Raw genomic sequence first — 25421 nt, forward strand, 5'->3', positions numbered from 1 at the left:
GACGGCTCGGCCAGCAGCGGGACGCCGGCGGCCTCGGCGAACGCGCGTGCCGCCGCGCCCGCCCCGTCGCCCGCCACCACCACCGTCCGCGGCCCCTCGTCGAGGACGACCGGCTCTCCCGCGGGCACGGCGGCGACGACGTCCGCCGCTCCCGCCGCCGACGCCGGCCAGGCCGCGTCGTCGTCGGGGACCAGCGGCTCGCGGAAGGCGAGGTCGAGATGGACGGGGCCCGGGTCGCCCGAGCGGGCGCCGGCGGCGGCAGCGACGGCGCGCGCCAGCAGCGCCCGCAGGTCGGCGTCCTCCCCCGGCCGCCCGTACGGGGCCGGCACGTCGGCGAAGTACCGGACGGCGGACCCGAACAGCCGCACCTGGTCGGTGGTCTGGTTGGCGCCGGTGCCGCGGACCTCGTGCGGGCGGTCGGCGGTGAGCAGCAGCAGCGGAACCCCGGCGTGCGACGCCTCCAGCACGGCCGGGTGCAGGTTCGCCGCCGCGGTTCCGGACGTCGTCACGACGGCGACCGGCCCGGCCACCCGGGCCAGCCCGAGAGCGGTGAACGCAGCGACCCGTTCGTCGATGCGCACGTGCAGCCGCAGATCGCCGCGCGCGGCCGCCGTCGCCAACGCGTGGGCCAGCGGCGCCGACCGCGAGCCCGGCGCCAGCACGACGTGCCGCACGCGGTGCCGGAGCAGCTCGGTGACCAGCGTGCGGGCCGCCGACGTGGAGGGGTTCACGTGGTCGATTCTGCCCTGCGGCCGCGCCACGCCCGCTGCTTGGCCCGGTTGCCGCAGACCTGCATGGAGCACCACTTGCCCGTCCGCGCCCGCGACTCGTCATAGAACGCCCACCGGCAGGTGTCGTTCACGCACACCTTGAGCCGCGACCACGTCCCGTCCGCCATCGCGTCGCCGACCAGCGCCAGCAGTGCGCCGATCGCGCCGTCGACGCCACCGGCGGCCGGGCGGGCCCGCCAGCCGTCGCTGGCGGTGAGGGTCGCGGCCAGCCGGGCGCGCGCGGCGGCGTCGTTGAGGACGGCGAGCGCGCCGGACGGGATCGGCTCGCCACCGTGGTTGGCGGCCAGCGCCTCGCGCAGCGCCTCCCGGACGGCGACCGCGTTCGCGAGATCGCCGGGCTCGGCGTCCGTGTCGCCGGCCAGCAGCGACGCGGACCGCAGCCAGCCGGTCAGGTCACCCGGTGTCGCCAGCGCGTCCGTCCCCGCGTCGATGTCGAGCGTGTTGACGAAGCGCCGGACGGCCTCGAGCCGGCCGGGCGCCGGCGTGCTGGCTCCGGACATGAGACCGAGCATAACCCTCTTGCGGTGCTCATTGGTTATTCCATAACCTGTGATTTCATGACAACGGTTACGGTCAGTACGCGCGCCTGGGACAGCCGCGACTTCCGGCGGCTGTGGACGGGGTCCGCCGTGTCGACGTTCGGGTCCGAGGTGGCCGAGCTGGCGGTGCCGCTGCTGGCGATCGGCGTGCTGGCCGCCACGCCGGGCGAGCTCGGCGCGCTGCGCACGGCGCAGTTCCTGCCGTTCCTGCTGGCCACGCTGCCGCTCGGGATGCTGGTCGACCGGCGGCGCCGGCTGCCGCTCATGGTCGGCGCCGACCTCGGGCGGTTCGCGCTGATCCTCGTCATCCCGGTCGCGGTCTGGGCCGGGTTCGCCGGGATCGAGCTGCTGTACGTCGTGATGTTCCTGGCCGGCGTGCTGACCGTGCTGTACCAGGTCGCCGACTTCGCGTTCGTGCCGGAGGTCGTGACGCCGCACCAGCTGGTCGACGCGAACGGAAAGCTGGCGGCGGCGCAGTCGGCGAACGAGATCGGCGCCCGAGGGTTCGGCGGCCTGCTCGTGCAGGCGGCCTCGGCGCCGGTCGCGATGCTGGCCAACGCGTTGACGTACCTGGTGTCGGCGCTCTGCCTGCGCGGGGTGGCCGTCGTGGAGACGGCGCGGCCGGCGGCGTCCGCCCGGCCGTCCTGGGCCGAGGTGACCGCCGGACTGCGCGAGGCGCTGCGCAACCGGTTCGTCCGCGCGCTGCTCGGCGAGGCGACGACGTTCAACCTGTTCAACGAGGTCTTCATCCTCGGGTTGATGCTGTTCACGGTGCGCGAGGTCGGGTTGAGCCCGGTGCAGATCGGCGTCGTGTTCACCGCCGGCGGGGTCGGCTCGTTCCTCGGCGCGTGGTTCGGCTCGCGGGTGACCGGCCGGTTCGGCTACGGCCGGGTGCTGCTGATCACGTTGGTCCTCGGCAACTCCGCGCCGGTGCTGGTCGCGCTGGCCGGGACGGACGCCGTCGGGACCTTGGCGCTGTTGTGCTCGGTGTTCGTCGTGATGGGCGTCGGCATCGGGATCGCCAACGTGCACGCGGTGACGCTGCGCCAGGCGGCGCTGCCCGAGGAGCTGCGCGGCCGGGTGAACGCGGCGTACCGGCTGATCTCCTGGGGCGCGATCCCGGTCGGCGCCTCGCTCGGCGGGGTGCTGGCCGGCGCGACCGACGGGCGGACGGCGATGGTGGCCGGCGCCTGCGGCATGGTGCTGGCGACGCTGTGGGTGGCGTTCTCGCCGGTGCGCTGCCTGGCGTCGATCGACGAGGCGGCGCGGCTCTCTCGCGCGAGCTGACGGCGTCAGGTCTGCGGCTGGTCCTCCGGCGGCGCCTCGTCCTCGACCTTGCGCAGCCAGGTGAAGCCGGTGTTGCTGCCCTGGCAGGTCTGCAGGATGATGTCGCACTCGTCGCCGCAGGTCCAGTTCGACGCCGAGCCGAGCGCGGAGCCGCGGCCCTGCGCGATGACGCGGTCGACCACCTCGTACAGGCCGGTGAACTCACCCTCGAGCTGGACGAACGTGCCGTGCGGGATGGAGTTCCACCACGAGTTGCCGAGATAGTCGTGGGCGACGACGAAGGTGCCGGACTCGACCGGCGTGTAGTGGCAGCCGACGCCGTTGCCGAGGTTGTCGATGTCGACGTCGTCGTCGCAGGTCTCGACCGGGATGGTGCGGACGTCGTCGCCGAGCGCGATGGCCTCTTCGCTCACGACGGCGCCGAACCGGCTGCCGCCGGCGTAGCTGAACCGGAACCGCGTGGTGTGCTCGGCCGTGGCCTGCGCGACCGCCGTGCCCTCGGCCGTCGTCGTGACGGCGGACACCGGCGCCCAGTCCTCTCCGTCGGACTGCTGCTCCAGGCCGATCTCGCCGACGATCGGGACGCCGCCCTCGGTGGTCCAGGCGGCGGTGACGCCCACGCCGTCGTCGGTCTTCTCGGCGGTGGCGGTGATGCGCGACACCAGCGGAGCGCCCGCCGTGATGACCACCTCGTGCGACGCGACCGCCTCGACCTCGGGGCCGCCGCCGTAGGCGAGCCGGTAGATGCCCGACGCCTGCACCTGAACGTCGACCGCGCCGGAGCCGTTCTCGACCGGGACGGTGGTGACGGTGGCCCAGGAATTGCCCTCGATGCGCTGGAGATCGACCTCGCCGCTGACGGCCTCGCCCGACGACGTGATCCAGCTGGCGCCGAACGTGACGGAGCTGCCCGGCCGCGCCTCCGTCGGGGCGGTCAGGACCAGCGGCAGGTCGTCGGCCGCGGCCGGCGGCTCCGCGGCGATGGCGCCGGCCACCTGCTCGGGCGCCGGCGACGCGGCCGCCTGGACGATGGTGGCGTCGGGACCGCCGTCGTCACTCGCCGTCGTGTCGTCGCCGTTGGTGGCTCCGAGGATGGCGAACACCGCCGCCACGAGGAGGGCCAGGACACCGGCAACGGCCGTCACGCGGTACTTCATGCCCCTATTTTCCATGATCACCGACGCGTGTCGGCCCCGACCCGGTGCACCCACACCATTGGGACGACGGAATCGACCCGTTCGTTCCACCGATCTCAGGGGACGACGAGGGATTCCGTCATGCGTTCCACCGCGGCCTGGGACTCCGCCAAAGCCACGGCACGGTCGACCGCGTACAACAAGAGGAGCTGTTCCTCCAGCGCGACGGCCCGGTACGCCCAGACCCACTCATCCTGGTCGACGAGGACACCATCGAGCGCCTCATACCCTTGGGCCTCGGCCGGCCGCGTGCCGTCGACGTCCGCACCGCTCGCCGTCGCGATGTCGGCGAGAACGGCATCGAGCGGGTAGTCGTCCGGCGGATAGTCGACGACGACGAAGCCGACGCCGCTGGAGTGGTGATAGCCCCGCTGCGGCATCCCGTCGACCGAGAGGTCCTCCGGCTCGACGCCGCTGGGCAACTGCACGACGATGCCGGTCGGCTCGTCTCGGACGCCCATCCAGTCGGCCGACCCACGGAGCGAGGCCGACACCGTGAGGCGGGCGAACTCCGAGTCCAGCCGCTCGCGGTCCGTCTCGGGCCCGCCGACGAAGCCGTTCCAGACATCGCCCTCTCCGTTCAGCACCAGGATGCGGAAGAGCATGAGCTGGTCGTTGCCGTACGCGATCTCACCGTCGACGCCGCGAGCTCGTCCGGCGTCGACCTCCTCAGCCGCCAGGACGGCGCCGCCGACGCTGTCGGCGAGGAGCTCGGCCAGCTTCTCGACGTCGTCCGGCGTGGCGAACCCGTCGATCACCTCGAACCCGATGACACCGGCCGCGTGCTCGAACACGTAGCCGCGGGTGGTGATGGCCGCGCCGTCCGGACCGGTGATGGTGTTCGAGACCGGCTCGGCGCCCTCCGGCAGGGCGGCGCTCGTCCGGCTGGGCTCGTCGGCGAACGGCACCCAGTCGAACAGCACGCTCGCTTCCGGGCTGCGGGTAGCGGCGGGCTTCACGTTGCCGGCCGGCGAACCGGGGACGTCGTACGTCGTCGTCTGCTCCGCAGGCAGCAGCGTCTCCTCGCCGCCTGCGGAGCAGGCCGTCGCCGTCAGCACCACCACCAGGGCTGCTGGAACCCACCGCATTCGTCCCCCCGAACACTCAGAAGCGGCACCCTATCCGAGCACCCGGACGGATGCACCGGCTAGCGTGATCGGCGTGACGACCGCACCGTTCGACCCGTCCCGCTGGCGCCCGGTCGAGGGCTTCGAGTTCACCGACATCACCTATCACCGGCACGTCGAGGACGGGCGCGACCGCGGGACCGTCCGGGTCGCGTTCGACCGCCCCGAGGTGCGCAACGCCTTCCGGCCGCACACCGTCGACGAGCTGTACCGGGCGCTCGACCACGCCCGCATGACGCCCGACGTGGGGTGCGTGCTGCTCACCGGGAACGGGCCGTCACCGAAGGACGGCGGCTGGGCGTTCTGCTCCGGCGGCGACCAGCGCATCCGCGGCCGCTCCGGCTACCAGTACGCCAGCGGCGAGACCGCCGAGACCGTCGACGCCGCCCGGGCGGGGCGGCTGCACATCCTCGAGGTGCAGCGGCTGATCCGGTTCATGCCGAAGGTCGTCATCGCCGTCGTCCCCGGCTGGGCGGCCGGCGGCGGCCACAGCCTGCACGTCGTCAGCGACCTCACCCTGGCCAGCGCGGAGCACGCCCGGTTCAAGCAGACCGACGCCGACGTCGGCTCGTTCGACGGCGGCTACGGGTCGGCGTACCTGGCGCGGCAGGTCGGCCAGAAGTTCGCCCGCGAGATCTTCTTCCTCGGCGACGAGTACTCCGCGGCCGACGCGCACCGCATGGGCATGGTCAACGCCGTCGTGCCGCACGCGGACCTCGAGAACGTCGCGCTCGAGTGGGCCGCCAAGATCAACGGCAAGAGCCCGACGGCGCAGCGGATGCTGAAGTTCGCCTTCAACGCCGTCGACGACGGCATGGTCGGGCAGCAGGTCTTCGCCGGCGAGGCGACGCGGCTCGCGTACATGACCGACGAGGCGGTCGAGGGCCGCGACGCGTTCCTGGAGAAGCGCCCGCCGGACTGGTCGCCCTTCCCCTGGTACTACTGAGCGCGGGCGTTTGCCCCGGCGGCGCCTGGAGGCCCTTGGCAAGCCTGGCCACGTCCTTGGCAAGGCTCACCGTCGCTCAGATGTCCGTTTCACCCCTTTTCCAGGGTGGCCGGCCTTGCCAAGCTGTGGCGCGGTGCTGCCCGGCAGCCGACCGCGTGCGCACCGGCATTTAGGGTGGTGGGGCGATGCAGAGGCAGACCCAGCCGCCCGGCTCTTCCGGCCGCCGCACCCTGACCACGGTCGAGGTGCCACTGCGGCCTGCCGTCGTGCCGAGGATGCTGCCCGCCGTCGCGCGGGCGCTGGCCGGCGGGGACGCGCTGCTGCCGCTACCCTCGTCGCCGGCGGCGGTGCGCGACGAGTTGCTCGCGGAGTTCGCGCCCCGCAGGCCGCTCGAGGACGACGTCGCGTTCATCGTGCCCACGTCGGGGTCGACGGGGCGGCCCAAGGGCGCGCTGCTGAGCGCCGCCGCCGTCCGGGCGTCCGCCACGGCCACCCTCGAACGGCTCGGCGGTCCCGGCCGGTGGCTGCTCGCGTTGCCGGCCACGCACATCGCCGGGCTGATGGTGCTGGCGAGGTCCGTGGTCGCGGGCACGGAGCCGGTCGCCGTCGATCTCAGCGGCGGGTTCGACCCGGAGCTGTTCGCGGCCGCCAGCGTGCAGGTCTTCGCCGGCGCCGGACGGCGCTACACCGCGCTCGTGCCGCGCCAGCTCAGCACGCTGCTCGACGCCGGCGGGGCGCCGCTGTCGGCGCTGGCCGGATACGACGCCGTGCTGGTCGGCGGGTCCGCGGCCGACGGCGGGCTGCTCGAGCGGGCCCGCAAGGCCGGCGTCGAGGTCGTCACCACCTACGGCATGACGGAGACCTGCGGCGGCTGCGTGTACGACGGGGTCCCGCTCGACGGCGCGCGGGTCGAGCTGGCGGACGACGGGCGCATCAGGCTCGCCGGACCGATGCTGGCCCACGGCTACCGCCTGCGCCCCGACCTCGACGACGCGTTCGACGGCGGCTGGTTCACCACGTCCGACCTGGGCCGGCTCGCCGACGACGGAAGCCTGACGGTGCTCGGCCGGGCCGACGACGTCGCGGTGTCCGGCGGCGAGAACGTCCCGCTGGCCGCCGTCGACCTCGCCGTCGCCTCGCACCCGGACGTCGCCGAGGCACTCAGCATCGCCGTCCCCGACGCCGAATGGGGCGAGCGGGTCGTCGTCGCCGTCGTGCCGGCCGATCCCGGGCGCCCACCGTCGCTCGACGACGTGCGCGCCCACGTCCGCGAGCACCACCCCGTCGCCTATGCCCCCAAGGAGCTGCACGTGCTCGATGCGCTGCCCACCCTGCCGGGTGGGAAGACCGACCGCCGCGCACTGGCGGACCGGCTCGGACTGGCGAACGGCTGATGGCGACGCCCGGGCAGTGGGTCGAGGGCGCCCGGCCCCGGACCCTGCCGGCCGCCGTCGCGCCGGTGCTCGTCGGGACGGGGGCGGCGGCCGCCGCCGACGCCGCCCACCTGGGCAGGGCCGCGCTGGCGCTGCTGGTGGCGCTGGCCCTGCAGGTCGGCGTGAACTACGCGAACGACTACTCCGACGGCATCCGGGGCACCGACGAGGACCGGGTCGGACCGTTCCGGCTGGTCGGGTCGGGCGCGGCCCGGCCGGCGGCGGTGAAGGCGGCCGCGCTGTGGACCTTCGTCGCGGCCGGGGTGTCCGGGGCGGCGCTGGTGGCGTGGTCGGGGCATTGGTGGCTGTTCGCCGTCGGCGCGCTGGCCATCGCGGCGGCCTGGTACTACACCGGCGGCCGGAACCCGTACGGCTACCGCGGGCTCGGCGAGATCTCGGTGTTCGTGTTCTTCGGGCTGGTGGCCGTCGCGGGGACGACGTATGTGCAGGCCGACCGGCTGACGGGGACGTCGCTGGTGTCGGCGGTGGCGATCGGCTGCCTGGCGTGCGCGCTGCTGTTGGTGAACAACATCCGCGACATCGGCACCGACGCTGTGAGCGGCAAGCGGACGCTGGCGGTGGCGCTCGGCGAGCAGCGCAGCCGGATGCTCTACGTCCTGCTGATGACGGCGCCGTTCCTCATCGTGGCGGCGCTGGCCGTCGCCGGCCGGCCATGGGGCGCCCTCACGCTGCTGTGCGCCCCGCTGGCCGTGGTGACCACGCTGCCGGTGGTCCGGCGGGCGACCGGCCGGGACCTCATCCCGGTGCTGAAGCGGACCGGGCTGACCGAGCTGGTCTTCGCGGTGCTGCTGACCGTCGGCCTGGCGGTGGGCTGAAAGGCTCGCCCACGCGCCGGGCCGGCGTCGGGAACCGGCCGGTGGCCGGCTCGTCGTCGGGCGGGACCGCTGGCTGCGGCCGTCCGCGAGTCGGGTAACGGAGAAGGTGCTCCCGCCCGCACCTCAGGCGTGCCGGCGGGCGCGGCGTGGACCGGTGTAGCCGCGGTCCTCGGCCGGGATGCGCGCGACGATGGCCGCGCGCAGGTCCTGCAGCAGCGACTGGCTCTCGCCGCGGTGCCGGCCCCGCTTGCCCTGCTTGGCGTCCTCGGCGGCGCGCTCGTATTCGTCAGTCATCATGTGATACCTCCTGTGTGAGGACGGCCCCTCGCGGTGCCGTCTGACCCACAAGACAGGGGGACGACCGGATCATGACGCGCCCTGTCAAGATTTTTTCTCGGACGTTGGTCAGCTCTCGTCCCGGAGCTTGGGAACGTCGGCGGCGTCGTCGAGTTCATGCAGGTCGCGGCCCGGTGCGTCGGAGCTGAGACCCTGCGTGCCCCTGGCCGGCTGCGGGTGCGTGACCCCTTCGTAGCCGTCCATCTCGTCCAGCGCGGCGTCGCCGAGGCGTTCCTCGTCGATCTCCCGCGGGTCCTCGCCGGGCGTGGCCCCGGGTTTCGTGCGGCGATCGTCGGTCATGGCACGGACATACCCATCCGGCCGGTTCGCACGCGTCCGGCCCGGGTGCCGGGAATGACCGAGCTACGCCTCGCGCGGCCCGTCGGGGCGGCTCGCCCGCTGGGCCTCGGCCTCGGCCCGGGCGCGCTGCTCGTCGTCCCACGCGTCCTCGGCCGCGGTGCGCTCGCGGATGGTGCGCAGCCGCCGGTCCCACGCGATGGAGACCTGGTCGCGGCTGCCACGCAGCACGAAGAAGCTGAGCACGCCGGAGAGCACGAGGCCGAGCGCCACGAGGACCAGCCCGCGGAAGCCGACGAGCCAGAGCAGTGCAGCGACGACGGCGAAGACCAGCGCGCGCAGAAGTGTGTACCGGAGAACGACCATGACGTCACGAATTCTACGCCGCCCGGCGATCGGCAGGGCCGCCGCCCGCGGGTCGGGGGAAGCCCGGGCGACGGCCCCTGCCGATCACCCCGGGGAGGGTGGTGGCCTGGAGGGGCGGCTCGGCCGCTGCCCGTAGCCGGCCGCCGGTGTGGTGTTCGGGAGGACCATGGTGAGAATCTATCGAACACGTGTTCGAGCGTCAACCCGGCGAGAGAAATCCGAGCGGCGGTGTCGAATCGGGGGCGCGGCGTTCGTAGCAGGGGTGACAGGCGCCCACGAGGGCGCACCGAGAAGGGACATCACGATCATGAAACTGACGACTGTCACCCACGTCTCCGTCGACGGAGTGATGCAGGGACTCGGCGGATCGAACGAGGACCGCAGGGGCGGGTTCGAGCGCGGCGGGTGGGCGCTGCCGCTCTTCGTCGACGAGGGCGCGACGTACCTCGAAGGCGTCTTCGGGCGCGCCGACGCGTTCCTGTTCGGCCGGCGGACCTACGAGATCTTCGCCGGCTCGTGGGGCGCGATCGACGAGATGGTCGACGCTCCCATCGGGCGCGCCCTGAACGCGCGGCCCAAGTACGTGGCGTCGACCACCATCACCGACCCACGGTGGGCCGGCACGACGGTCCTCTCCGGCGACGTCGCGGCGGCCGTCCGGGCGCTGAAGGACCGGCCCGGAGGCGAGCTGCAGGTGCACGGCAGCGGCGAGCTCGTCCGCCGGCTGCTCGACAACCGCCTGGTCGACGAGATGACCCTGTTCACCTATCCCGTGGTGGTCGGTCAGGGCACGCGACTGTTCCCGAGCACCGGCCCGGACGCGGCGCTCGACCTGACGGACTTCCGAGCCTTCGCGAACGGCATCACGCTCCACATCTACCGGCCCGCCGGGCGCCCGCAGTACGCGACCGACACCGCCGACCTGGACCACATGTCGTAGCCGTCAGGGCCGCCCGGCCCCCTGGACAGCCCTCGAGGGACCGGCCAGGCTGACCGGATGGACCATTCCACCCGGCGCAGCGAGGTCGAGGCGTTCTACCGCGACTACCTGCGCGTCTGCAACGACCACCGATTCGAGGACCTCGGCCCGTTCGTCGCCGACGACGTCGTGGTGAACGGCGAGCCGCGAGGGCTCGACGGCTACGGCGCCGCCCTGCGGTCGGTGATCCGCGGCTTCCCCGACTACCACTGGGATCTGCGGCACCTCGTCGTCGACGACGAGTGGTTCGCGGCTCACCTGGCGACGACGGGGACGCATCGCGGCCCGCTGCTCGGCCTCGAGCCCACGGGCCGCACCGCCGGAACCCACGAGTTCGCCGTCTATCGGACCTCCGGCGGACGCATCGCCGAGGTCTGGGGGACGGCGGACGACCTCGCCCTGCGCGCCCGGTTGCTCGACGACGGCGGCTGAGCGCCGGTCGCTCAGTCCAGCGGCGCCGGCCACTCGTGGGCCGGCAACAGCTCCCGCAGGGGCACGGCGCGCCCGCGTCCCAGGACGACGCGCGCGCCGAGGTTCTCCGGGTGCAGCTGGCGGATGAACTCGCGGCACCGCCCGCACGGTGGGAGCACGTACAGCGCGCCGTTCTCGTCGCGCCAGACCGCCACGATGGCGGCGATGCGCTCCTCGCCGCCGGTCACCATGGCGGCGATCGCGCCGTGCTCGGCGCAGAACCCGGTGCCGGACCGGGTGTCGATGCAAACCCCGTGGTAGGCGTTGCCCCGGTCGGTGACGAGGGTCGACGCGACGTCGCCGATGAGGCGGTCGTCGAGGCGGCGGGGGTTGAGGTACGAGGCGGCCGAGGCGATCAGCTCGTCGTCGTTCACCGTCACCACCCTAGCCAGGGCGCCGGACGGCCGAAGCGGAGGCTTGTCTCCGGCCGATCCGGGCGGTGACCTAACGTGAGCCCTATGACCTCTTCCCCCATGAAGTTCGGACTCTTCGTCCCGCAGGGCTGGCGGCTCGACCTCGTCGACATCAAGCCGGCCGAGCACTGGGCGACCATGCTGAAGGTCGCCAAGCACGCCGACGCGGGCCCCTGGGAGTCGATCTGGGTCTACGACCACTTCCACACCACCCCGGTCCCCACCGAGGAGGCCACCCACGAGGCGTGGACGCTGATGGCCGCGTTCGCCGCGGCGACCGAGCGGGTGCGCCTGGGCCAGATGTGCACGTGCATGGCCTACCGCAACCCGGCCTACCTGGCGAAGGTCGCGGCGACGGCCGACATCGTGTCGGACGGGCGGGTCGAGATGGGCATCGGCGCCGGCTGGTATGAGCACGAGTGGCGCGCCTACGGGTTCGGCTTCCCGCGCGCGGGCGTCCGGCTGGCGATGCTCGACGAGGGCGTCGACATCATGCGGCAGGCGTGGACGAACGGCGTCGCGACGCTGGCCGGCGAGCACTACCAGGTCGACGGCGCCATCTGCCGGCCGCTGCCGCTGCAGGAGGACGGCATCCCGCTGTGGATCGCCGGCGGCGGTGAGAAGGTGACGCTGCGCATCGCGGCCAAGCACGCCCGCGGCGCCCGGTACACCGGCTCGCGCAGCTACACGGCGTACACCAACTTCGCCGGCACGCCCGAGGTCTTCGCGCACAAGTCCGAGGTGCTGGCGCAGCACTGCCGCGACCTCGGCACCGACTACGACTCCATCACCCGCTCGATGAACTTCAACGTGGTCATCGGCAGCACACGGGACGAGGTCGACGGCAAGCTGGCCCGGATCGAGGAGATCTACGGCCGGTTCATGACGCCCGACGTCGTCGCGGAGAAGATGCAGCCGTACCGCGACAGCCCGGTGGTCGGCACGCCGGAGCAGGTCGCCGAGGGGATCCGCCAGTACCAGGACAAGGGCCTGCGCTACGCCATCGGCTACTTCCCGGAGGCCGCATACGACCTCAGCGGCATCGAGCTGTTCGAGCGGGAGGTCATCCCGGCGCTGAGCTGAGTTCAGTCCCCGCCGCCACCGCCGCCGTCGCCACCTCCGTCCCCGCCGCCGTCGCCGGCCATGCCCGCGTCGGCGGCGAGGACGGCGTTGACGCCGTAGGTGCCGGCACGGCGGCGGCCGGGCACGCTCCACCGCGACTCGACGGCGTCGCCCTGGACGTCGCGGCGCAGCGCGTCGTCGGTCATCGCGGTGAACCCGCCGACGGCGACCCGCTGCGCCTGCGTCGCGTCGTCCGGCAGCCGCGCCGCCAGCAGGTCCGTGAGGTCGCGGCCGCGTGCGGTCCGCGGGTCGGGGCCGTGGTAGCCGGGCCGGCGACTCCAGATGAACGCCGTCAGGATCGTGAGGGGCAGCCAGCCGAGGATGGTCACCGACGCCGGCACCTCGACCTCTTCCATCCGCCCCGCCGACAGCATCCCCATCGAGCACAGGAACATGCCCAGCAGCGTCGGGCCGGCCGCCGTCATCGGGCCCCACTGCCGGCGCAGCGGCGTGACGAGCAGCCCGCGATCGGCCAGCGCGCGCAGCCGGCTGCGCAGCTTCCACTTCAGGATGTCGCGGCGGACGGCGTCCAGCCCCTGCCGGCCCTTGGCCCGCACCGACACCAGGATCGACCCCTCGTCGAAGGAGTAGGGCGGCCGGTACTCCGGACTGTTCATCGGCGTGTCGAGCAGCCGGTCGACCTCGTCGCTGACGGTCAGCGTGCCGCGGTCGGCGTGGACGAGCCCGCGGCCGACGAGGTCCAGCACGGTCACGTCGATGCCCCGGGCGACGCCGCCGGTGAGCAGAGCGGTGTCGGTGACGTCGAGGCCGCGCGCGAGCTCCTCACGAGCGAGGTCGGGCCGCCGCCGCTGGTCGAGGACGTACGCGGCGGTCGCCGAGCCGATGCCGCCGGCCACCACCAGGGCGAACAGGACGAGCCATGCGGTCACGGGCGGGACCCACCTCCGCGACCGACGGTGTCAGGTCAGGGTTGCGGCTGCGTGAGCACCCGCGAAACCAGCGGCGACGAGTACACGACCGACGTCGTGACGCTGCCGAGGGTGGCCAGCCGTCCCGCGATCTCCTCCAGGTGGCGCATCGATCGCGCGGCGACCTTCAGGACGAAGCAGTCGTCGCCCGTGACGTGGTGGCACTCCAGCAGCTCCTGCGTGCGCTCCAGTTCGGCGTGCAGCGCGCGGTAGTGGCCCGACGGGTAGCGCAGCCGCACGTACGCGATGACCGTGTAGCCGATCCGCTCCAGATCCAGCTCGGCCCGGAAGCCCGCGATGACGCCGAGGTCGGTGAGCCGGCGGATGCGGTCGGCGGTCGCGGTGGGCCCGAGGTTGACGCGGCGGGCCAGCTCTGCGACGGCGACCCGGCCGTCGCGCTGGAGGTGCTCGAGCAGCTGCCAGTCGATGCGGTCGAGGGAGGCTGCGGAATCGTCGGCCATACGCCGACGATACCGGGGGTTCCCCGCCGCAGCGGCGCGGAAGACCGTCGATCACCCCTGCCGATGCGGCGCCGGGCGACGTACCGTCGACGCCATGACGATCACGATCCCGGCCGCCCCGCCGGACGCGGCCGCCGCGCACTTCGCGTCCCTGCTCGCCTTCGAGACCGACTGCTGGGACGTGCACCACGCGCTGACGACCGGCACCGCGGACTGGCCTCCTTCCTCTCGCGGGACCCACCCCAGCCCGGACCTCGCGGTCGGCGTCGGCTTCGTACTGCTCGACGTGCGCAGCCCGGAGCTGTACGCGGCCGGGCACGTGCCGGGCGCCGTCAGCCTGCCGCACGGCCGCATCGTCGAGCGCAACCTCGCGCGGTGGCCGGAGCAGACCGTCTTCGTCGTCTACTGCGCCGGCCCGCACTGCAACGGCGCCGACAAGGCGGCGCTGCGACTGGCCCGGCTCGGCCGGCCGGTGAAGAAGATGATCGGCGGCGTCACCGGCTGGCTGGACGAGGGGTTCGCGCTCGAGACCGCGTGAGCACGCGGGCCAGCAGTGCCGGGTCGGCGTTGCCGCCCGACACGACGGCCACCGCCCGGCCGAACCGCTCGGGCTCGGCCAGGAACGCGGCCGTCGTCAGGGCGCCGGTGGGCTCGGCGACGATCCGGCCGCGGACGGCCAGTAGCCGCATCGCGGCGAGGATCGCGTCCTCCGGGACGGTCACGATCTCGTCGACGTGGCGGCGGATGTGCTCCCACGTCAGCTCGCCGATCACCGGGAGGCGAACGCCGTCGGCGATGGTCCGGTAGGTGTCGTCCGGCGCCCACGCGACCCGCTCGCCGCGGGCCAGACTGTCCCGCGCGTCGGCGGCCAGCTCGGGCTCGACGCCCACGACGCGGGTGCCCGGGGCCAGTGCCTTCACCGCGACACCGATGCCGGAGATCAGCCCGCCGCCACCGACAGGGACGAGGACAGTGCCGGCGTCGGGCCGGTCGGCGGCGATCTCGAGGCCGACGGTGCCCGCGCCGGCGATGACCCGCGCGTCGTCGAACGGCGAGACGAAAGTCAGCCCGCGCTCGGCGACCAGCTCGCGGACCCGGCTGTCGCGCTCGGGCGGGGGCACCATGACGACCTCGGCGCCGAGCGCCTTCGTCGCCTCGACCTTCACCGGCGCGGCGGCGTCGGGCATGACGACGGTGGCCGCGATGCCCTGCGCGCGGGCGGCCCAGGCCAGCGCCTGCGCGTGGTTGCCGCTGGAGTGCGTGACGACGCCGCGCGCCCGGGCGTCGCCGTCGAGCAGGGCGACGGCGTTGAACGCGCCGCGCAGCTTGAACGCCCCGGTCGCCTGCAGGCCCTCCGGCTTCAGCCACAGCTCGCCGCCGGCCCACGCGGCCGGGACCAGCGGGGTGCGGACGGCGACGCCGTCGAGCCGACGTGCCGCCGCACGCACGTCGTCGAGAGTGACCAGGCCGGACGCGTCCATGGATACCGCCGTTCGTGGGGTTCGGGAACGGCAGCATCATCGCCCACGCGTCCGGCGCGGCGAGCGTCAGCCCCGCTCGGCCTGCCACATCCAGTACTGCTTCTCCAGCTCCTCGACGACGTCGAGCAGGATGTTGTTGCTGACGGGGTCGGCCTGCTCGACGTCGTGGGCGCGCTGGCGCATGCGCGCGATGATGCCCTCGTACACGCCGATGAACGTCGCCACGACGTCGTCGTCGCGTACCCAGCCGGGCTGCTGCCGGGGCAGCCGCGAGTCGGCGGCGACGGTCTCGGCGCGGCCGTCGGCGGGGCTGCCGATGGTCGCCGACCGCTCGGCGACGACGTCGGCGTGCTTGCGCGCGGTGTCGACCACCTCGTCGAGCTGGAAGTGGATGGTGCGGAAGCGCGGGCCGGTGACGTTCCAGTGCGCCTGCTTGCCGGCGAGCGAGAGGTCGATGAGGTCGACGAGCGCGTCGCGCAGCACCTCCGTCACGATCTTGTGGGCATCGTCGGTGAGTGGGCTGTGGATCGTCGTCATGGTGTCCCCTCCTCGGATCGTTCTCCCCGCCCCGTAACCGATCCGCGGGATTTCACCCGGTGCGTCAGCTGCCGACCAGCTCCGAGCGGGCCGGCTCGACCTGGCGGTCCTCGAACCGCGTGGAGATGACCAGGGTGGTACGGGTGCGCGCGACGCCCTCGATGCGCACCAGCTTGCCGAGCAGCCGCTCCAGCCCCTCGACGTCGGCGACGCGGACCTTCAGCATGTACGCCTCGTCACCGGCGATGAACCAGCAGTCCTCGACCTCCGCGACGTCCTCGAGCCGCGTGCCGACCTCCTCGTGGCCGGCGGAGTCGGAGAGCACCAGCCCGATCAGCGCCGTCAGCCCCAGACCCAGCGCCGACGGGTTGACCGTGGCCCGGTAGCCGGTGATCACCCCACGCTCCTCGAGCCGGCGCACCCGCTCCTGGATGCTCGGCCCGGACAGCCCCACCAGCCGTCCCAGCTCCGCGTACGACGCACGGCCGTTGGCCCGCAGCGCCGCGACAAGACTCGTATCGACGGTGTCCATGGCGCTCCATCCTCGCAGCGCCGCTGAGGGCGCCGGCAACGTGGTGGGGATCACCCGCTTCGAGATTGCCCCGTGATCTCCCCGTAACTTAGAATCATAGGCGAAAGGTCGCTGACGGCCTTCGATTCAATTGAGATTTGCTACAGGGAGTGTCGTTGTACAGCTTGGAGTACGCCCAGACCCGCATCGACGACCTGCGTCGGGAGGCGGAGAAGGCACGCCAGGCAGCCGTGCTCCGCGCCGGCCACCGCCCGCGGCGCCGTCTCTTCGCCTGATCACCGGCCACGCGTCCGGCCCCGTCCGGCCGGACGCTTCCGAGGGCTGGCCCCCCAGCCCCTGGTCGTGGCGCCCCCGGACCGTGCGATGCTCGCTCAGACGAGCCGAACGCGGTCCGGGGTGCGTCACGCCCGGCCCAGCACCTAGGCTGGTGGAAAGGGACACAGCTCGACCGGGGAGGTCGCACGGTGGGTCGGGTACTACCAATCGTGGTCGCCATCGCGCTGCTCGTGTATGCGCTGATCGACTGCCTGCAGACCGACTCCGCCAGGTTCCGGTCGTTGAACCGCGTCGCCTGGGCGGCGATCATCGTGCTCGTCCCGCTGGTCGGGCCCATCCTCTGGCTGGCCATCGGCAAGCTCCGCGACCGCCCGCAGCGGCCCGCCGCGCCGCCCCGTCGTCCCCTCGCCCCCGACGACGACCCCGAGTTCCTCCGGCACCTGCGCGAGACCGACGCCAAGCACGAGCGGATGCTCAACCAGTGGGAGGCCGACCTCCGCCGTCGTGAGGCGGAGATCAAGCGCAAGAAGGAGGCCGAAGCGCGCGCCGCCGAGGAGGCCCAGCGCCGCAAGGAGGCCGAGGCCCGTCAGCGCGAGGACGAGGCCCGCCAGCACACCGACGACGAGGACGACTCCCGCTAGGGCTACCGCCGGGCGATCGCGGACGTTCCGCGGACGGTCGCGGCGTTGGTGGGGCTCCCCGTCCCCGGCTGCCCCATTCTCTTGCCGCGAACGCGCGCGTCAAGCGGACTAGTGGCGCTTCGCGCGGCGATGACCGCTTGACTCGCCCGTCCGCGGCGAAGAACGGGCAGCTATCAGGGGGACGGGGAGGATCTGGGCACGCGTCATGTTTGGCGTGCCCGTTTCGCACCGTTTTGTCGGGCTGTGGACAGCGGTGATCATCAAGGATCGCCTACATCACGAGGATTCCGTGAGCATCACCATGACTGTAGGGGTGTTGACGCTGGGGTAATCCTCGTGATGGCCCCCGAATCACGGCGAAATCTCACCAAGTGGACGCCCCACGACACCAACGCCACACAGAAACAGGGCCGACGCCCCGGTAGCCGTCGNAGTGGACGCCCCACGACACCAACGCCACACAGAAACAGGGCCGACGCCCCGGTAGCCGTCGCCGCTCTTCCCCCGTCCCCCTGATAGCTGCCCGTTCTGAGCCGCGGGCGCGCGGGTCAAGCGGTCATCGCCGGCGCGAAGCGCCTCCATAGTCCGCTTGAGGCGCGCGCCCGCGGCCAAGACAATCGGGCAGCAGGGGGACGGCCCAACGTCACGAATCCGGAGGCCAGGTCAGAGGCCGCCGTACGAGTGCAACCCATTGAAGAGGATGTTCACGCCGAAGTAGCTGAACAGCACCGTTGCGTACCCGATGAGCGCGACCACGGACGCCTTGGAGCCCTTCCAGCCGGCCGTCGCCCGGGCGTGCAGGTAGGCGGCGTACGCGAGCCAGGTGATCAGCGCCCACACCTCCTTGGGGTCCCAGCCCCAGTACCGGCCCCACGAGACCTCGGCCCAGATCGCGCCGAGGATGAGCGGGCCGAACGTCCAGATCGGGAACGCGATCGCGGTCAGCCGGTAGGCCAGCCGGTCCAGGGCCGCGGAGTCGGGCAGCGAGGCGCCGAAGCCGCTCGTGCGGCCGCGGTCGGCGGCCCGCTCGGACACGATCTGCAGGGCGCTGACCACCGCGCCGACGGTGAACAGGCCGAACGCCAGTACCGCGCAGCCGACGTGGACGACCAGCCAGTACGACTGCAACGCCGGCTGCAGCGGGCCGGGAGGCACGTAGAGGAAGGTGGCCGCGAGGCCGACGGTGACGAAGATCAGCAGGACGGCCCAGACGGCGACGACGCGGCCGACGACCGTGCGGGCGAGAGCGAGGAAGACGATCGACGCGACGAGAGCTCCGGTGATGGAGAACTCGTACATGTTGGCCCAGGGCGCCCGCTCGGTGCCCAGGCCGCGCATGACGACGCCGGCGGCGAGCACCAGCGTGGCCAGGCCGAACACACCGCGGCCGATGCCGCCGAGACGGTCGGCGCGCTGCAGGAGCTCGGCGTCGCCAGGACCGGCGGGACCGTCCGGCGCACCTGCCGGAACATCCGCCGACGACGCCCGAGCATCGCCCGACGACGTCACGCCGACGAGCTCGCGCTCGGGCTCGGCCACCGTCACGGCGCGGCGACGGCGGCTGTGGATGCCCGCCTCGGCGCAGAACGCCAGCCAGGCCGCCAGGTAGCCGAGGACGGCCACGACGACGACGTAGCGGCTCCACTCGGCGACGGCATCGAGGTCCATCAGTCCTCCTTCTTTCCTTCCGCGCCGCCCAGGCGCAGCAACAGCCCGTCGGTGACGGCGCCGATCTCGTCGACGAGGCGGTCGCCGGCCGAGCCCTCGGCCCGGTGCAGCCCCGCGACCTCGACCACGGTACGCCCCTCCGGCCCGACGCTCGCACGCACCCAGGCCCGGCGCCGGCGCACGTACAACGAGCCCATGAGGCCGACCACGGCGGCGATGGCTCCGACGAGCGCCAGCTCGCGGCCGGAGTTGCGGCCGATCTGCAGGTTCACCCAGGTCACGTAGCCGTCGAAGGTGATGGAGCGGCCGTCGGGCAGCCCGACCGTCTCGCCGACGGGCAGTCGCGCACGGTACGGCTCGCCGCCGTCGCCCAGGTACTGCTCCATGTCGGTGGTGTCGAGGCGGTACACCGACTGCGGCTGACCGTCGTCGAGGCCGAGGTCGCCGTGCCAGGCGGTGAGATACACCTCGGGGTTGCGGGCGCCGGGGAAGATGGAGCGCGGGCCGTTCTCGTCGAGGAAGGCCGTGGGCAGGAACGACGCCTGGATGCCGATGTCGTCGCCGTGCTCCGGCGGCACCTCGACCTTGACCACGCCCTCCGACGTGAAGTTCCCGTCCATGGGCAGGAACGGCACCGGCCCCTCGGCCAGGATCGTCTCGCCGTCGGCGGCCTTGACGGTGAACGCGGGGGCGTACCCGGGGTTGATGATGTGCACCGACGTGCCGTCGATGTTCAGTGGCTCGTTGACCCGGATCGTGTGCGTCTCCGGCTCCGCGCCCGGCTCGGGCACGACGGTCACCGTCGCCTCGTACTCGGCGGGCTGGCCGATCTGGTTGCCGGCCTCGACGAACTCCATGCGGAACTCGTCGACGTCCATCGAGAACGGCGGCAGGTCGGCGGTGTCGAACAGCGCGCCGGCGGACAGGCTGTCGAACTGGATGACCTGGTTGGAGAAGCCCGAGCCCTCCGGGACGAGCACCGTCGCCCGGTAGCTGAACAGCCCGCCCAGCGCCACGGCCAGGAGGACGACCACGACGGACAGGTGGAACAGCAGGTTGCCGGTCTCGCGCAGATGCCCGGTCTCGGCGGCGACGGAGTCGTCCTCGCCCTCCGCGGGACGGCGCAGCCGGTAGCGCCGGGACCGCAGCTCGGCCCGGGCGACGGCCAGCACCTCCTCGGGCGTGGCGTCGACCTCGACCTTCCGGTACGCCGGCATCCGCGTCAGGCGGCGCGGCGCCTTCGGCGGCTGCGCCCGGACGGCCTTCCAGTGCTGCCAGGTGCGCGGCAGGATGCAGCCGACCAGCGACACCATGAGCGCGATGTAGATGGCGGCGAACCAGGGCGCGGAGTAGACGTCGAACAGGCCGAGGCGGTCGTACCACTCCGACAGCGTGGGGTTGCGGGCGCGGAAGTCGCGGACGTTGAGCGGGTTCGCCTCGGTCTGCGGGATGATCGAGCCGGGGATGGCGGCGACGGCGAGCAGGAACAGCAGGATCAGCGCGACCCGCATCGACGTGAGCTGCCGCCAGGCCCACCGGGCCAGCTCCGGGCCGTTCAGCGGCGGCGGCCGGTCGTCCACCGGCGGGCGGGTGTCCATGCTCGTCGTCATCGTGTGCCCACCTCTACACCGCCACCTCGAAGCCGCCGATCCAGCCCTGCATCGACGACATCAGCTCGCCCCACAGCCCGGTGACGAGGAGCACGCCGAGCACGATCAGCAGGATCCCGCCGGCCCGCATGACCGCCAACTGGTGCTTGCGCACCCACTGGAACCACCGGGTCGCCCGCTGATAGGCCAGCGCCGCGACCAGGAACGGGATGCCCAGCCCCAGGCAGTACGCGAACGACAGCAGCGCCCCGCGACCGGCGCTGGCCTCGGTGAACGCCAGCGCCTGCACGGCCGCCAGCGTTGGCCCCATACACGGCGTCCAGCCGATGCCGAACACCGCACCCAGCAGCGGCGCGCCGGCCAGGCCCACCGCCGGCCGCGCCTCGGCGCGCCAGTCGCGGGACAGGCCGGGCAGCCAGCCGGCGAACAGCAGCCCGAGCCCGATCGTCACGACGCCCAGCACCCGCATGATGGTCTCGCTGTGCTCCAGCAGCAGCGTGCCCAGGCCGCCGAAGAGCAGCCCGTACGAGACGAACACCACGCTGAACCCCAGCACGAACAGCAGGACGCCGAGCACCAGCCGCCCGCGCCGCCCGGACGCCAGCTCCGCCCCGGACAGCCCGGTGACGTAGCCCAGATAGCCCGGGACCAGCGGCAGCACGCACGGCGACAGGAACGAGACGAGCCCGGCCAGCGCCGCCACCGGCACGGCCAGTGCCAGCGAACCGGTCAGGACGGTGTCGCCGAAGGAGCTCACCCGGGAGGACCATCCACGACCGCCTGGTGAGAGGGGGCCGGAGGTCTCCTCGAATCGGCGGTGCGGTGCCGCGCAGTGCTGAGGATCGTTTCGGTCCCGTGGATGGTCCGACCACCCGATGTCGCTGTATCAGCGGTGCCCTCCGCGGCCGCGCCCGTCACGGGCGCCTCGGCCGCGATCTCGCGGACGATGTCGGTGAGCGTCGTCTCGCCCAGCGGCCCGAGGACCCGCGCGGCGATACGGCCCTCGCGGTCGATGACCAGCGTGCTCGGGATGGCCGCCGGCGGGACGGTGTCGCGGAACGCGAGCAGGGAGGCGGCCTCGGGATCGTAGATGCTGGGGTAGGTGATGCCGAACTCGTCCTCGAACTGCTGCGCCGGCCGCTGGCCGTTCGGCTCGCGCACGTTGACACCCACGAACTGGACGCCCTCGGGCTCGAGCGCCTCGTAGGCGGCCTGGAGGTCCGGCGCCTCCCTGCGGCACGGCGGGCACCAGGAGCCCCACACGTTGAGCACGACGACGTCGCCGAGCCGGTCGGCGAGCTGGAACTCGCCGCCGTCGAGCAGTTCGCCGCTGAACTCCGGCGCCGCCTTCCGCTCGGCCGGCTCGTAGATGCTGATGGTGCCGTCGCCGGCGATGTAGCCGGCCTGGTTGGCGTTGTCGCTGCGCTCGACCCGGCCGTCGGAGCACCCGGCCAGCGCCAGCGCCGCCGCGGCCGCGAGAAGGAGGATCCGTCGCATCACGCACCCGCCGAGAAGGGCTTGCCGATCCGGGGCAGCAGGTCGCCGGCGGGCTCGCTGTAGGCGACCGAGACGATGGTGTCGTCCTCGTACGTCACGGTGGTGAGGCTGGCCAGCGCGCACTCGCGCCGCCGGGGGTCGTGCCAGAGCCGGCGGCCCTCGATGAAGCTGCGCACCGTCCAGATCGGTAGCTGGTGCGAGACCAGCACGGCCTCGTGGCCGGCGGCGTCGCGGCGGGCGTCGGCCATGACGGCCAGCATGCGGGCGGCGATGTCGCGGTACGGCTCGCCCCACGACGGCTTGAACGGGTTGCGCAGGCTGCGCCAGTGCCGCGGGTGGCGCATGGACCCGTCGCCGACGCCGAACGTCAGGCCCTCGAAGACGTTGAGCGCCTCGAGCAGTCGGTCGTCGGTGCGGACCTCCAGACCCAGCGCCTCGGCCAGCGGCGCCGCGGTCTCGCGGGCCCGCTCCAGCGGCGAGCTGACCAGCACCGTGATGTCGCGGTCGGCGACGGCGGCGGCGACCCGCTCGGCCATGGCCCGGCCGAGATCGGAGAGGTGGTAGCCGGGGAGCCGCCCGTAGAGGACCTTGGTGGGGTTGTGCACCTCGCCGTGGCGCAGCAGGTGCACGCGGGTCAGCTCGCTCATGCCGCCTCCGCCCCGGCAGCGGCGGCCGCGGCGGCGGGCAGCGCCTGGGCGATGCGGTCGACGGCGCGGCCGTCGTGGGCGGCGCTGACGAACCACGCCTCGAACGCCGACGGCGGCAGGTACACGCCCGACTCCAGCATCGAGTGGAAGAACGCGCCGAACCGCGCCGTGCTGGTGCGCTTGGCCCCGGCGAAGTCGGTGACCGGGCCGCCGTCGGGGGTGAAGAAGACGCTGAACAGGTTGCCGGCGTACTGGACGCGGTGCGGCACGCCGGCTGCGGTCAGGGCCTCGCCGACGAGCGCGCCGATGCGCTGGGCGGTGGCGTCGAGGTGCCCGTAGACCTGGGCGTCGGCCAGCCGCAGCGTCGTCAGGCCGGCCGTCGTCGCGACCGGGTTACCGGACAGCGTGCCCGCTTGGTAGACCGGCCCGGCCGGCGCCAGCAGCTCCATCACCTCGGCCCGGCCGCCGAACGCCGCCGCCGGGAAGCCGCCGCCCATGACCTTCCCGAACGTCGTGAGGTCGGGCGTGACGCCGTCGAGGCCGTGCCAGCCGGAGCGGGAGACCCGGAACCCCGTCATCACCTCGTCGAGGATGAGCAGCGCGCCGTGCTCGTGGGCGGTGTCGCGGAGGAACGCGTTGAACCCGTCGACGGGAGCGACGGCGCCCATGTTGCCTGCCGCGGCCTCGGCGATGACGCAGGCGATCTGCTCGCCGTGCTCGGCGAAGGCCGCCTTCACCGCGCCGGTGTCGTTGTACGGGAGCACGATGGTGTCGCCCGCGCTGGCACCCGTGACACCGGGGGTGTCGGGCAGCGCGAACGTGGCGACCCCGCTGCCGGCGGCGGCCAGCAGCGCGTCGACGTGGCCGTGGTAGTGACCGGCGAACTTCACCACCTTGCTGCGCCCCGTGGCGCCGCGGGCCAGCCGGATGGCGCTCATGGTGGCCTCGGTGCCGCTGGAGACGAGCCGGACCTGCTCGACGCTGGTGCGGGCGACGATCTCCTCGGCCAGCTCGACCTCGGGCTGGGTGGGGGTGCCGTACGACGTGCCCAGCGCGACCTGCGCGCGGACGGCCTCGACGACGGCCGGGTGGGCGTGGCCGAGGATCATCGGCCCCCACGAGCCGACGAGATCGACGTACTCGCGGCCGTCGACGTCGTAGAGATAGGGTCCAGTGGCCCGCTGGATGAACCGGGGTGTTCCGCCGACGGCCCGGAACGCCCGCACCGGCGAGTTCACCCCGCCGGGCGTGACGGCCCGCGCACGGTCGAAGAGCTCCGCACTGCGCGGCACGTCGTCGTTGGTCACCGCGTCATTGTCGCAAGTGCTCCGAGCAGCCCGGACGCCGCCCCCACGGCGTCCGGGCCGCTCCCGCCGGGAACCGTCTCAGCGCCGCAGGTGCGACCCCAGGAACGACGACTCCGACTGACCGATGGCGTTGCCCTTGTCGGTGCCCTCGATGGCCGACGTGGTCATGGCGAACGTCAGCGTGGCGTGCGCCGCGGCGTCGGAGAACTCGTCCAGCGCCTGGACGGACAGGTTGCTGATGTCGTCGCATTCGGCGTGGTAGCACGGGTCGTAGGCCAGGCCCGCCGTGCCGCCGTAGACGGCCGCCTGCTCCGCCGTCTTGATGCCCTCGGCCCCGCTGAACAGGCCGCCGGCAGGGATGCCGACGTTGATGAAGGCGTCGTAGTCAGAGCGCCCGTCGAACGCCGTCGGCTCGGTCTCGAGGCCCTGTGCGGCGAAGTAGTCGGTGAACACGTCCTCGACGACGCCGGACCCCGTCGACCCGAGCGAGGCGGTGTCGGAGGCGTCGCCGTCGTAGACGAACCGGACGTAGTTCGGCGACGCGACCATGTCGAAGTTGAGGTTGACCGCGATGCCCTTGACCTGCCGCGTGGTGAGCGAGTCGACGTAGAACTGCGAGCCGATCAGCCCGGACTCCTCAGCACCCCACCAGGCGAACACGACCTGGTTGCGCGGCTCGATGCCCAGCTCGGCCATCCGCAGCGCGATCTCGAGGTTCTGCGCCGAGCCCGAGCCGTTGTCGTTGATGCCCTCGCCCTCGGCGACGGAGTCCAGGTGCGCGCCGACGACGACCTGCCGGTCGCTGCGGCCCTCGCCGGTCGTGGCCAGCAGGTTGGCCGTCGGGACGTCGTGGGTGATCAGCGTCGAGGTCATGACGTGCACGACGACGGTGCCCGCCTGGGTCCGGGCGTAGAGGTCGGCGCCCACGGCGAAGCTCGCGCCGAGTACCGGGATGGTCGCCTCCGTCTCGGCGCCGAGAGTGCCCGCGACGGCCTCGGTGCGGCCCTCCTGGCCCTCGTTGAAGATCACGACCGCGTCGTAGCCGGCGTTCTGCGCGTTGACCGCCTTCACGGTGAAGTCGCAGGTGCCCCGCTGGACCAGCGCGACCTGCGGCTCGGTCGCCGACGCCGGCGCGAAGTCGGCCGCCTCGCAGCCGCTGCTGGAGCTGGGCTGCGACGTCGGCGGGATGATGATGTCGTTGGTCGGCACCAGTGCGCCAGTCACGTCGCCACTGCCGGAGAACTCCATGGTGAGGAAGTCGTCGCCCTCGGCGTAGGCGGCGGGGTCGGGCGACACCCGCTCGAATGCCGGCGCGGCGAGCTCCTCGAACGTGTTGAACAGGAACGGCTGCACGGTGGTCTGATAGCCGGCGGCGTCCAGCTGTGCCTTGACGTACTCCAGCGACTCGTCGTAGCCCGGCGTCCCGGACGCCCTCGTGCCGCCGTTCGCGTCGGCGATGTCCTGGAACACCTCGAGGTGCTCCATGATCCCCGCGGACGTGACGGCGTCGCGCAACGCGGTGCTGTCGACGGGTTTCGCCGCCGACGCCAGCGGTGCTGCGATCAGGACGGCGGCTGCCGCGGTTCCCACGGCGAACACTGCGTTCCGTCTCATCTCGGCTCCCCAGTTCGTGGTGTCCTGGAGGGGCCTGCGGAACCCCCTTGTAGGAGGGCGAGCGTACGCCGGGGTGCAGACG

General features: G+C 72.9%; 29 protein-coding genes. 9 read left to right on the forward strand and 20 right to left on the reverse strand.

Annotated elements, in window-relative coordinates; all coding sequences use genetic code 11:
• Both DY240_RS02440 and DY240_RS02445 read right to left on the reverse strand, forming a co-directional pair.
• Window positions 1–731, reverse strand: a 731-nt coding sequence (locus DY240_RS02440) for a thiamine pyrophosphate-binding protein (protein ID WP_233552570.1), incomplete at its 3' end; no start/stop codon positions are given.
• Entirely contained in the window at window positions 728–1291 is a 564-nt protein-coding gene (locus DY240_RS02445; protein ID WP_158602710.1) for a CGNR zinc finger domain-containing protein, read from the reverse strand. The genes DY240_RS02445 and DY240_RS02440, both read right to left, overlap by 4 nt.
• 57 nt (window positions 1292–1348) lie before the next feature.
• On the opposite strand from DY240_RS02445, the gene DY240_RS02450 reads away from it, so the two are divergent.
• Complete coding sequence (locus DY240_RS02450; RefSeq protein WP_119658385.1) at window positions 1349–2617, forward strand: MFS transporter; 1269 nt, start codon at window positions 1349–1351, stop codon at window positions 2615–2617.
• 5 nt (window positions 2618–2622) lie between these two features.
• On the opposite strand, the gene DY240_RS02455 is transcribed toward DY240_RS02450, so the two are convergent.
• Together DY240_RS02455 and DY240_RS02460 are read right to left on the reverse strand one after the other, a co-directional pair.
• Complete coding sequence (locus DY240_RS02455; protein WP_119658386.1) at window positions 2623–3774, reverse strand: hypothetical protein; 1152 nt, start codon at window positions 3772–3774, stop codon at window positions 2623–2625.
• 95 nt (window positions 3775–3869) lie between these two features.
• The gene (locus DY240_RS02460; protein WP_119658387.1) at window positions 3870–4877 is read right to left on the reverse strand and encodes a hypothetical protein; all 1008 of its coding nucleotides are present in this window, start codon (window positions 4875–4877) and stop codon (window positions 3870–3872) included.
• Between the two features lie 91 nt (window positions 4878–4968).
• On the opposite strand from DY240_RS02460, the gene DY240_RS02465 reads away from it, so the two are divergent.
• The 3 genes from DY240_RS02465 (at window position 4969) to DY240_RS02475 (ending at window position 8155) form a co-directional block, all read left to right on the forward strand.
• Window positions 4969–5886: a 1,4-dihydroxy-2-naphthoyl-CoA synthase gene (locus tag DY240_RS02465; protein ID WP_407659266.1), complete on the forward strand. Its 918-nt coding sequence runs from the start codon at window positions 4969–4971 to the stop codon at window positions 5884–5886.
• A gap of 185 nt (window positions 5887–6071) precedes the next feature.
• On the forward strand, window positions 6072–7280 hold the full coding sequence (gene menE / locus DY240_RS02470; RefSeq protein ID WP_199700657.1) for an o-succinylbenzoate--CoA ligase: 1209 nt from the start codon (window positions 6072–6074) through the stop codon (window positions 7278–7280).
• Complete coding sequence (locus DY240_RS02475) at window positions 7280–8155, forward strand: 1,4-dihydroxy-2-naphthoate polyprenyltransferase (protein WP_119658390.1); 876 nt, start codon at window positions 7280–7282, stop codon at window positions 8153–8155. Before menE ends, DY240_RS02475 begins: the two co-directional genes overlap by 1 nt.
• A gap of 123 nt (window positions 8156–8278) precedes the next feature.
• Here the strand turns inward: DY240_RS02475 and DY240_RS31595 are convergent, their stop codons facing one another.
• From DY240_RS31595 to DY240_RS02485, 3 genes are all read right to left on the reverse strand, one after another.
• On the reverse strand, window positions 8279–8452 hold the full coding sequence (locus DY240_RS31595) for a hypothetical protein (protein ID WP_158602712.1): 174 nt from the start codon (window positions 8450–8452) through the stop codon (window positions 8279–8281).
• 108 nt (window positions 8453–8560) lie between these two features.
• Complete coding sequence (locus DY240_RS02480) at window positions 8561–8791, reverse strand: hypothetical protein (RefSeq protein ID WP_119658391.1); 231 nt, start codon at window positions 8789–8791, stop codon at window positions 8561–8563.
• A gap of 63 nt (window positions 8792–8854) precedes the next feature.
• Window positions 8855–9154: a DUF4229 domain-containing protein gene (locus tag DY240_RS02485; protein ID WP_119658392.1), complete on the reverse strand. Its 300-nt coding sequence runs from the start codon at window positions 9152–9154 to the stop codon at window positions 8855–8857.
• A gap of 307 nt (window positions 9155–9461) precedes the next feature.
• Here DY240_RS02485 and DY240_RS02490 point away from each other — a divergent pair, with 307 nt between their 5' ends.
• A complete protein-coding gene (locus DY240_RS02490) occupies window positions 9462–10094 on the forward strand; it encodes a dihydrofolate reductase family protein (protein WP_119658393.1) in 633 nt (210 codons plus the stop codon).
• 57 nt (window positions 10095–10151) lie between these two features.
• Entirely contained in the window at window positions 10152–10565 is a 414-nt protein-coding gene (locus DY240_RS02495; protein WP_119658394.1) for an ester cyclase, read from the forward strand.
• A gap of 11 nt (window positions 10566–10576) precedes the next feature.
• On the opposite strand, the gene DY240_RS02500 is transcribed toward DY240_RS02495, so the two are convergent.
• Window positions 10577–10978 carry a cytidine deaminase family protein gene (locus tag DY240_RS02500; protein ID WP_119658420.1) on the reverse strand — a complete coding sequence of 134 codons (402 nt, stop codon included), beginning with the start codon at window positions 10976–10978 and terminating at the stop codon, window positions 10577–10579.
• 99 nt (window positions 10979–11077) lie between these two features.
• Here DY240_RS02500 and DY240_RS02505 point away from each other — a divergent pair, with 99 nt between their 5' ends.
• Window positions 11078–12100 carry an LLM class F420-dependent oxidoreductase gene (locus DY240_RS02505; RefSeq protein ID WP_119658395.1) on the forward strand — a complete coding sequence of 341 codons (1023 nt, stop codon included), beginning with the start codon at window positions 11078–11080 and terminating at the stop codon, window positions 12098–12100.
• Window positions 12101–12102: 2 nt separating this feature from the next.
• Here DY240_RS02505 and DY240_RS02510 read toward each other — a convergent pair whose 3' ends face one another.
• Both DY240_RS02510 and DY240_RS02515 read right to left on the reverse strand, forming a co-directional pair.
• Window positions 12103–13029, reverse strand: coding sequence for a DUF2207 domain-containing protein (locus tag DY240_RS02510; RefSeq protein ID WP_119658396.1), 927 nt, complete (start codon window positions 13027–13029; stop codon window positions 12103–12105).
• A gap of 35 nt (window positions 13030–13064) precedes the next feature.
• The gene (locus DY240_RS02515) at window positions 13065–13529 is read right to left on the reverse strand and encodes an Lrp/AsnC family transcriptional regulator (protein WP_119658397.1); all 465 of its coding nucleotides are present in this window, start codon (window positions 13527–13529) and stop codon (window positions 13065–13067) included.
• A gap of 94 nt (window positions 13530–13623) precedes the next feature.
• Here DY240_RS02515 and DY240_RS02520 point away from each other — a divergent pair, with 94 nt between their 5' ends.
• A complete protein-coding gene (locus tag DY240_RS02520; RefSeq protein ID WP_119658398.1) occupies window positions 13624–14067 on the forward strand; it encodes a rhodanese-like domain-containing protein in 444 nt (147 codons plus the stop codon).
• On the opposite strand, the gene DY240_RS02525 is transcribed toward DY240_RS02520, so the two are convergent.
• The 3 genes from DY240_RS02525 to DY240_RS02535 all read right to left on the reverse strand — a co-directional run bounded on the left by DY240_RS02525 (window position 14024) and on the right by DY240_RS02535 (window position 16079).
• Window positions 14024–15010 carry a threonine ammonia-lyase gene (locus DY240_RS02525; protein ID WP_119658399.1) on the reverse strand — a complete coding sequence of 329 codons (987 nt, stop codon included), beginning with the start codon at window positions 15008–15010 and terminating at the stop codon, window positions 14024–14026. The two genes, DY240_RS02520 and DY240_RS02525, sit on opposite strands and share 44 nt — an antisense overlap.
• 66 nt (window positions 15011–15076) lie before the next feature.
• Window positions 15077–15547 (reverse strand): Dps family protein, encoded by a 471-nt coding sequence (locus tag DY240_RS02530; protein ID WP_119658400.1) that lies wholly within the window; start codon window positions 15545–15547, stop codon window positions 15077–15079.
• Window positions 15548–15611: 64 nt separating this feature from the next.
• The gene (locus DY240_RS02535; protein ID WP_119658401.1) at window positions 15612–16079 is read right to left on the reverse strand and encodes an Lrp/AsnC family transcriptional regulator; all 468 of its coding nucleotides are present in this window, start codon (window positions 16077–16079) and stop codon (window positions 15612–15614) included.
• A gap of 485 nt (window positions 16080–16564) precedes the next feature.
• On the opposite strand from DY240_RS02535, the gene DY240_RS02540 reads away from it, so the two are divergent.
• Window positions 16565–16996: a PLD nuclease N-terminal domain-containing protein gene (locus DY240_RS02540; RefSeq protein ID WP_233552572.1), complete on the forward strand. Its 432-nt coding sequence runs from the start codon at window positions 16565–16567 to the stop codon at window positions 16994–16996.
• Between the two features lie 663 nt (window positions 16997–17659).
• Here the strand turns inward: DY240_RS02540 and ccsB are convergent.
• The 7 genes from ccsB to DY240_RS02575 form a co-directional block, all read right to left on the reverse strand.
• Window positions 17660–18664 (reverse strand): c-type cytochrome biogenesis protein CcsB, encoded by a 1005-nt coding sequence (gene ccsB, locus DY240_RS02545; RefSeq protein ID WP_119658402.1) that lies wholly within the window; start codon window positions 18662–18664, stop codon window positions 17660–17662.
• Complete coding sequence (resB, locus tag DY240_RS02550; protein ID WP_119658403.1) at window positions 18664–20274, reverse strand: cytochrome c biogenesis protein ResB; 1611 nt, start codon at window positions 20272–20274, stop codon at window positions 18664–18666. The genes ccsB and resB overlap by 1 nt, the downstream gene beginning before the upstream one ends.
• A 13-nt stretch (window positions 20275–20287) precedes the next feature.
• The gene (locus tag DY240_RS02555) at window positions 20288–21031 is read right to left on the reverse strand and encodes a cytochrome c biogenesis CcdA family protein (RefSeq protein ID WP_119658404.1); all 744 of its coding nucleotides are present in this window, start codon (window positions 21029–21031) and stop codon (window positions 20288–20290) included.
• On the reverse strand, window positions 21028–21771 hold the full coding sequence (locus DY240_RS02560; RefSeq protein WP_119658405.1) for a TlpA family protein disulfide reductase: 744 nt from the start codon (window positions 21769–21771) through the stop codon (window positions 21028–21030). The genes DY240_RS02555 and DY240_RS02560 overlap by 4 nt, the downstream gene beginning before the upstream one ends.
• Entirely contained in the window at window positions 21771–22418 is a 648-nt protein-coding gene (locus DY240_RS02565; RefSeq protein WP_119658406.1) for a histidine phosphatase family protein, read from the reverse strand. The genes DY240_RS02560 and DY240_RS02565 overlap by 1 nt, the downstream gene beginning before the upstream one ends.
• Window positions 22415–23725: a glutamate-1-semialdehyde 2,1-aminomutase gene (hemL, locus tag DY240_RS02570; protein WP_119658407.1), complete on the reverse strand. Its 1311-nt coding sequence runs from the start codon at window positions 23723–23725 to the stop codon at window positions 22415–22417. The genes DY240_RS02565 and hemL overlap by 4 nt, the downstream gene beginning before the upstream one ends.
• A 78-nt stretch (window positions 23726–23803) precedes the next feature.
• On the reverse strand, window positions 23804–25339 hold the full coding sequence (locus tag DY240_RS02575) for a M28 family peptidase (protein ID WP_119658408.1): 1536 nt from the start codon (window positions 25337–25339) through the stop codon (window positions 23804–23806).
• Window positions 25340–25421 lie beyond the last annotated feature (82 nt).

The organism is Jiangella rhizosphaerae (assembly GCF_003579925.1).
GTDB classification, from domain to species: Bacteria; Actinomycetota; Actinomycetes; order Jiangellales; family Jiangellaceae; genus Jiangella; species Jiangella rhizosphaerae.

What these genes read in the sequence shown, in the direction of transcription:
- DY240_RS02505 (WP_119658395.1), top strand. Translation starts at nt 11,078, where the DNA reads ATGAAGTTCGGACTCTTCGTCCCGCAGGGCTGGCGGCTCGACCTCGTC.
- DY240_RS02495 (WP_119658394.1), top strand. Translation starts at nt 10,152, where the DNA reads ATGGACCATTCCACCCGGCGCAGCGAGGTCGAGGCGTTCTACCGCGAC.
- DY240_RS02520 (WP_119658398.1), top strand. Translation starts at nt 13,624, where the DNA reads ATGACGATCACGATCCCGGCCGCCCCGCCGGACGCGGCCGCCGCGCAC.
- DY240_RS02525 (WP_119658399.1), bottom strand. Translation starts at nt 15,010, where the DNA reads ATGGACGCGTCCGGCCTGGTCACTCTCGACGACGTGCGTGCGGCGGCA.
- DY240_RS02445 (WP_158602710.1), bottom strand. Translation starts at nt 1,291, where the DNA reads ATGTCCGGAGCCAGCACGCCGGCGCCCGGCCGGCTCGAGGCCGTCCGG.
- DY240_RS02530 (WP_119658400.1), bottom strand. Translation starts at nt 15,547, where the DNA reads ATGACGACGATCCACAGCCCACTCACCGACGATGCCCACAAGATCGTG.
- DY240_RS02535 (WP_119658401.1), bottom strand. Translation starts at nt 16,079, where the DNA reads ATGGACACCGTCGATACGAGTCTTGTCGCGGCGCTGCGGGCCAACGGC.
- DY240_RS02485 (WP_119658392.1), bottom strand. Translation starts at nt 9,154, where the DNA reads ATGGTCGTTCTCCGGTACACACTTCTGCGCGCGCTGGTCTTCGCCGTC.
- DY240_RS02450 (WP_119658385.1), top strand. Translation starts at nt 1,349, where the DNA reads ATGACAACGGTTACGGTCAGTACGCGCGCCTGGGACAGCCGCGACTTC.
- menE (WP_199700657.1), top strand. Translation starts at nt 6,072, where the DNA reads ATGCAGAGGCAGACCCAGCCGCCCGGCTCTTCCGGCCGCCGCACCCTG.
- DY240_RS02560 (WP_119658405.1), bottom strand. Translation starts at nt 21,771, where the DNA reads ATGCGACGGATCCTCCTTCTCGCGGCCGCGGCGGCGCTGGCGCTGGCC.
- resB (WP_119658403.1), bottom strand. Translation starts at nt 20,274, where the DNA reads ATGACGACGAGCATGGACACCCGCCCGCCGGTGGACGACCGGCCGCCG.
- ccsB (WP_119658402.1), bottom strand. Translation starts at nt 18,664, where the DNA reads ATGGACCTCGATGCCGTCGCCGAGTGGAGCCGCTACGTCGTCGTCGTG.
- DY240_RS02455 (WP_119658386.1), bottom strand. Translation starts at nt 3,774, where the DNA reads ATGAAGTACCGCGTGACGGCCGTTGCCGGTGTCCTGGCCCTCCTCGTG.
- DY240_RS31595 (WP_158602712.1), bottom strand. Translation starts at nt 8,452, where the DNA reads ATGATGACTGACGAATACGAGCGCGCCGCCGAGGACGCCAAGCAGGGC.
- DY240_RS02490 (WP_119658393.1), top strand. Translation starts at nt 9,462, where the DNA reads ATGAAACTGACGACTGTCACCCACGTCTCCGTCGACGGAGTGATGCAG.
- DY240_RS02565 (WP_119658406.1), bottom strand. Translation starts at nt 22,418, where the DNA reads ATGAGCGAGCTGACCCGCGTGCACCTGCTGCGCCACGGCGAGGTGCAC.
- DY240_RS02515 (WP_119658397.1), bottom strand. Translation starts at nt 13,529, where the DNA reads ATGGCCGACGATTCCGCAGCCTCCCTCGACCGCATCGACTGGCAGCTG.
- DY240_RS02575 (WP_119658408.1), bottom strand. Translation starts at nt 25,339, where the DNA reads ATGAGACGGAACGCAGTGTTCGCCGTGGGAACCGCGGCAGCCGCCGTC.
- DY240_RS02480 (WP_119658391.1), bottom strand. Translation starts at nt 8,791, where the DNA reads ATGACCGACGATCGCCGCACGAAACCCGGGGCCACGCCCGGCGAGGAC.
- DY240_RS02475 (WP_119658390.1), top strand. Translation starts at nt 7,280, where the DNA reads ATGGCGACGCCCGGGCAGTGGGTCGAGGGCGCCCGGCCCCGGACCCTG.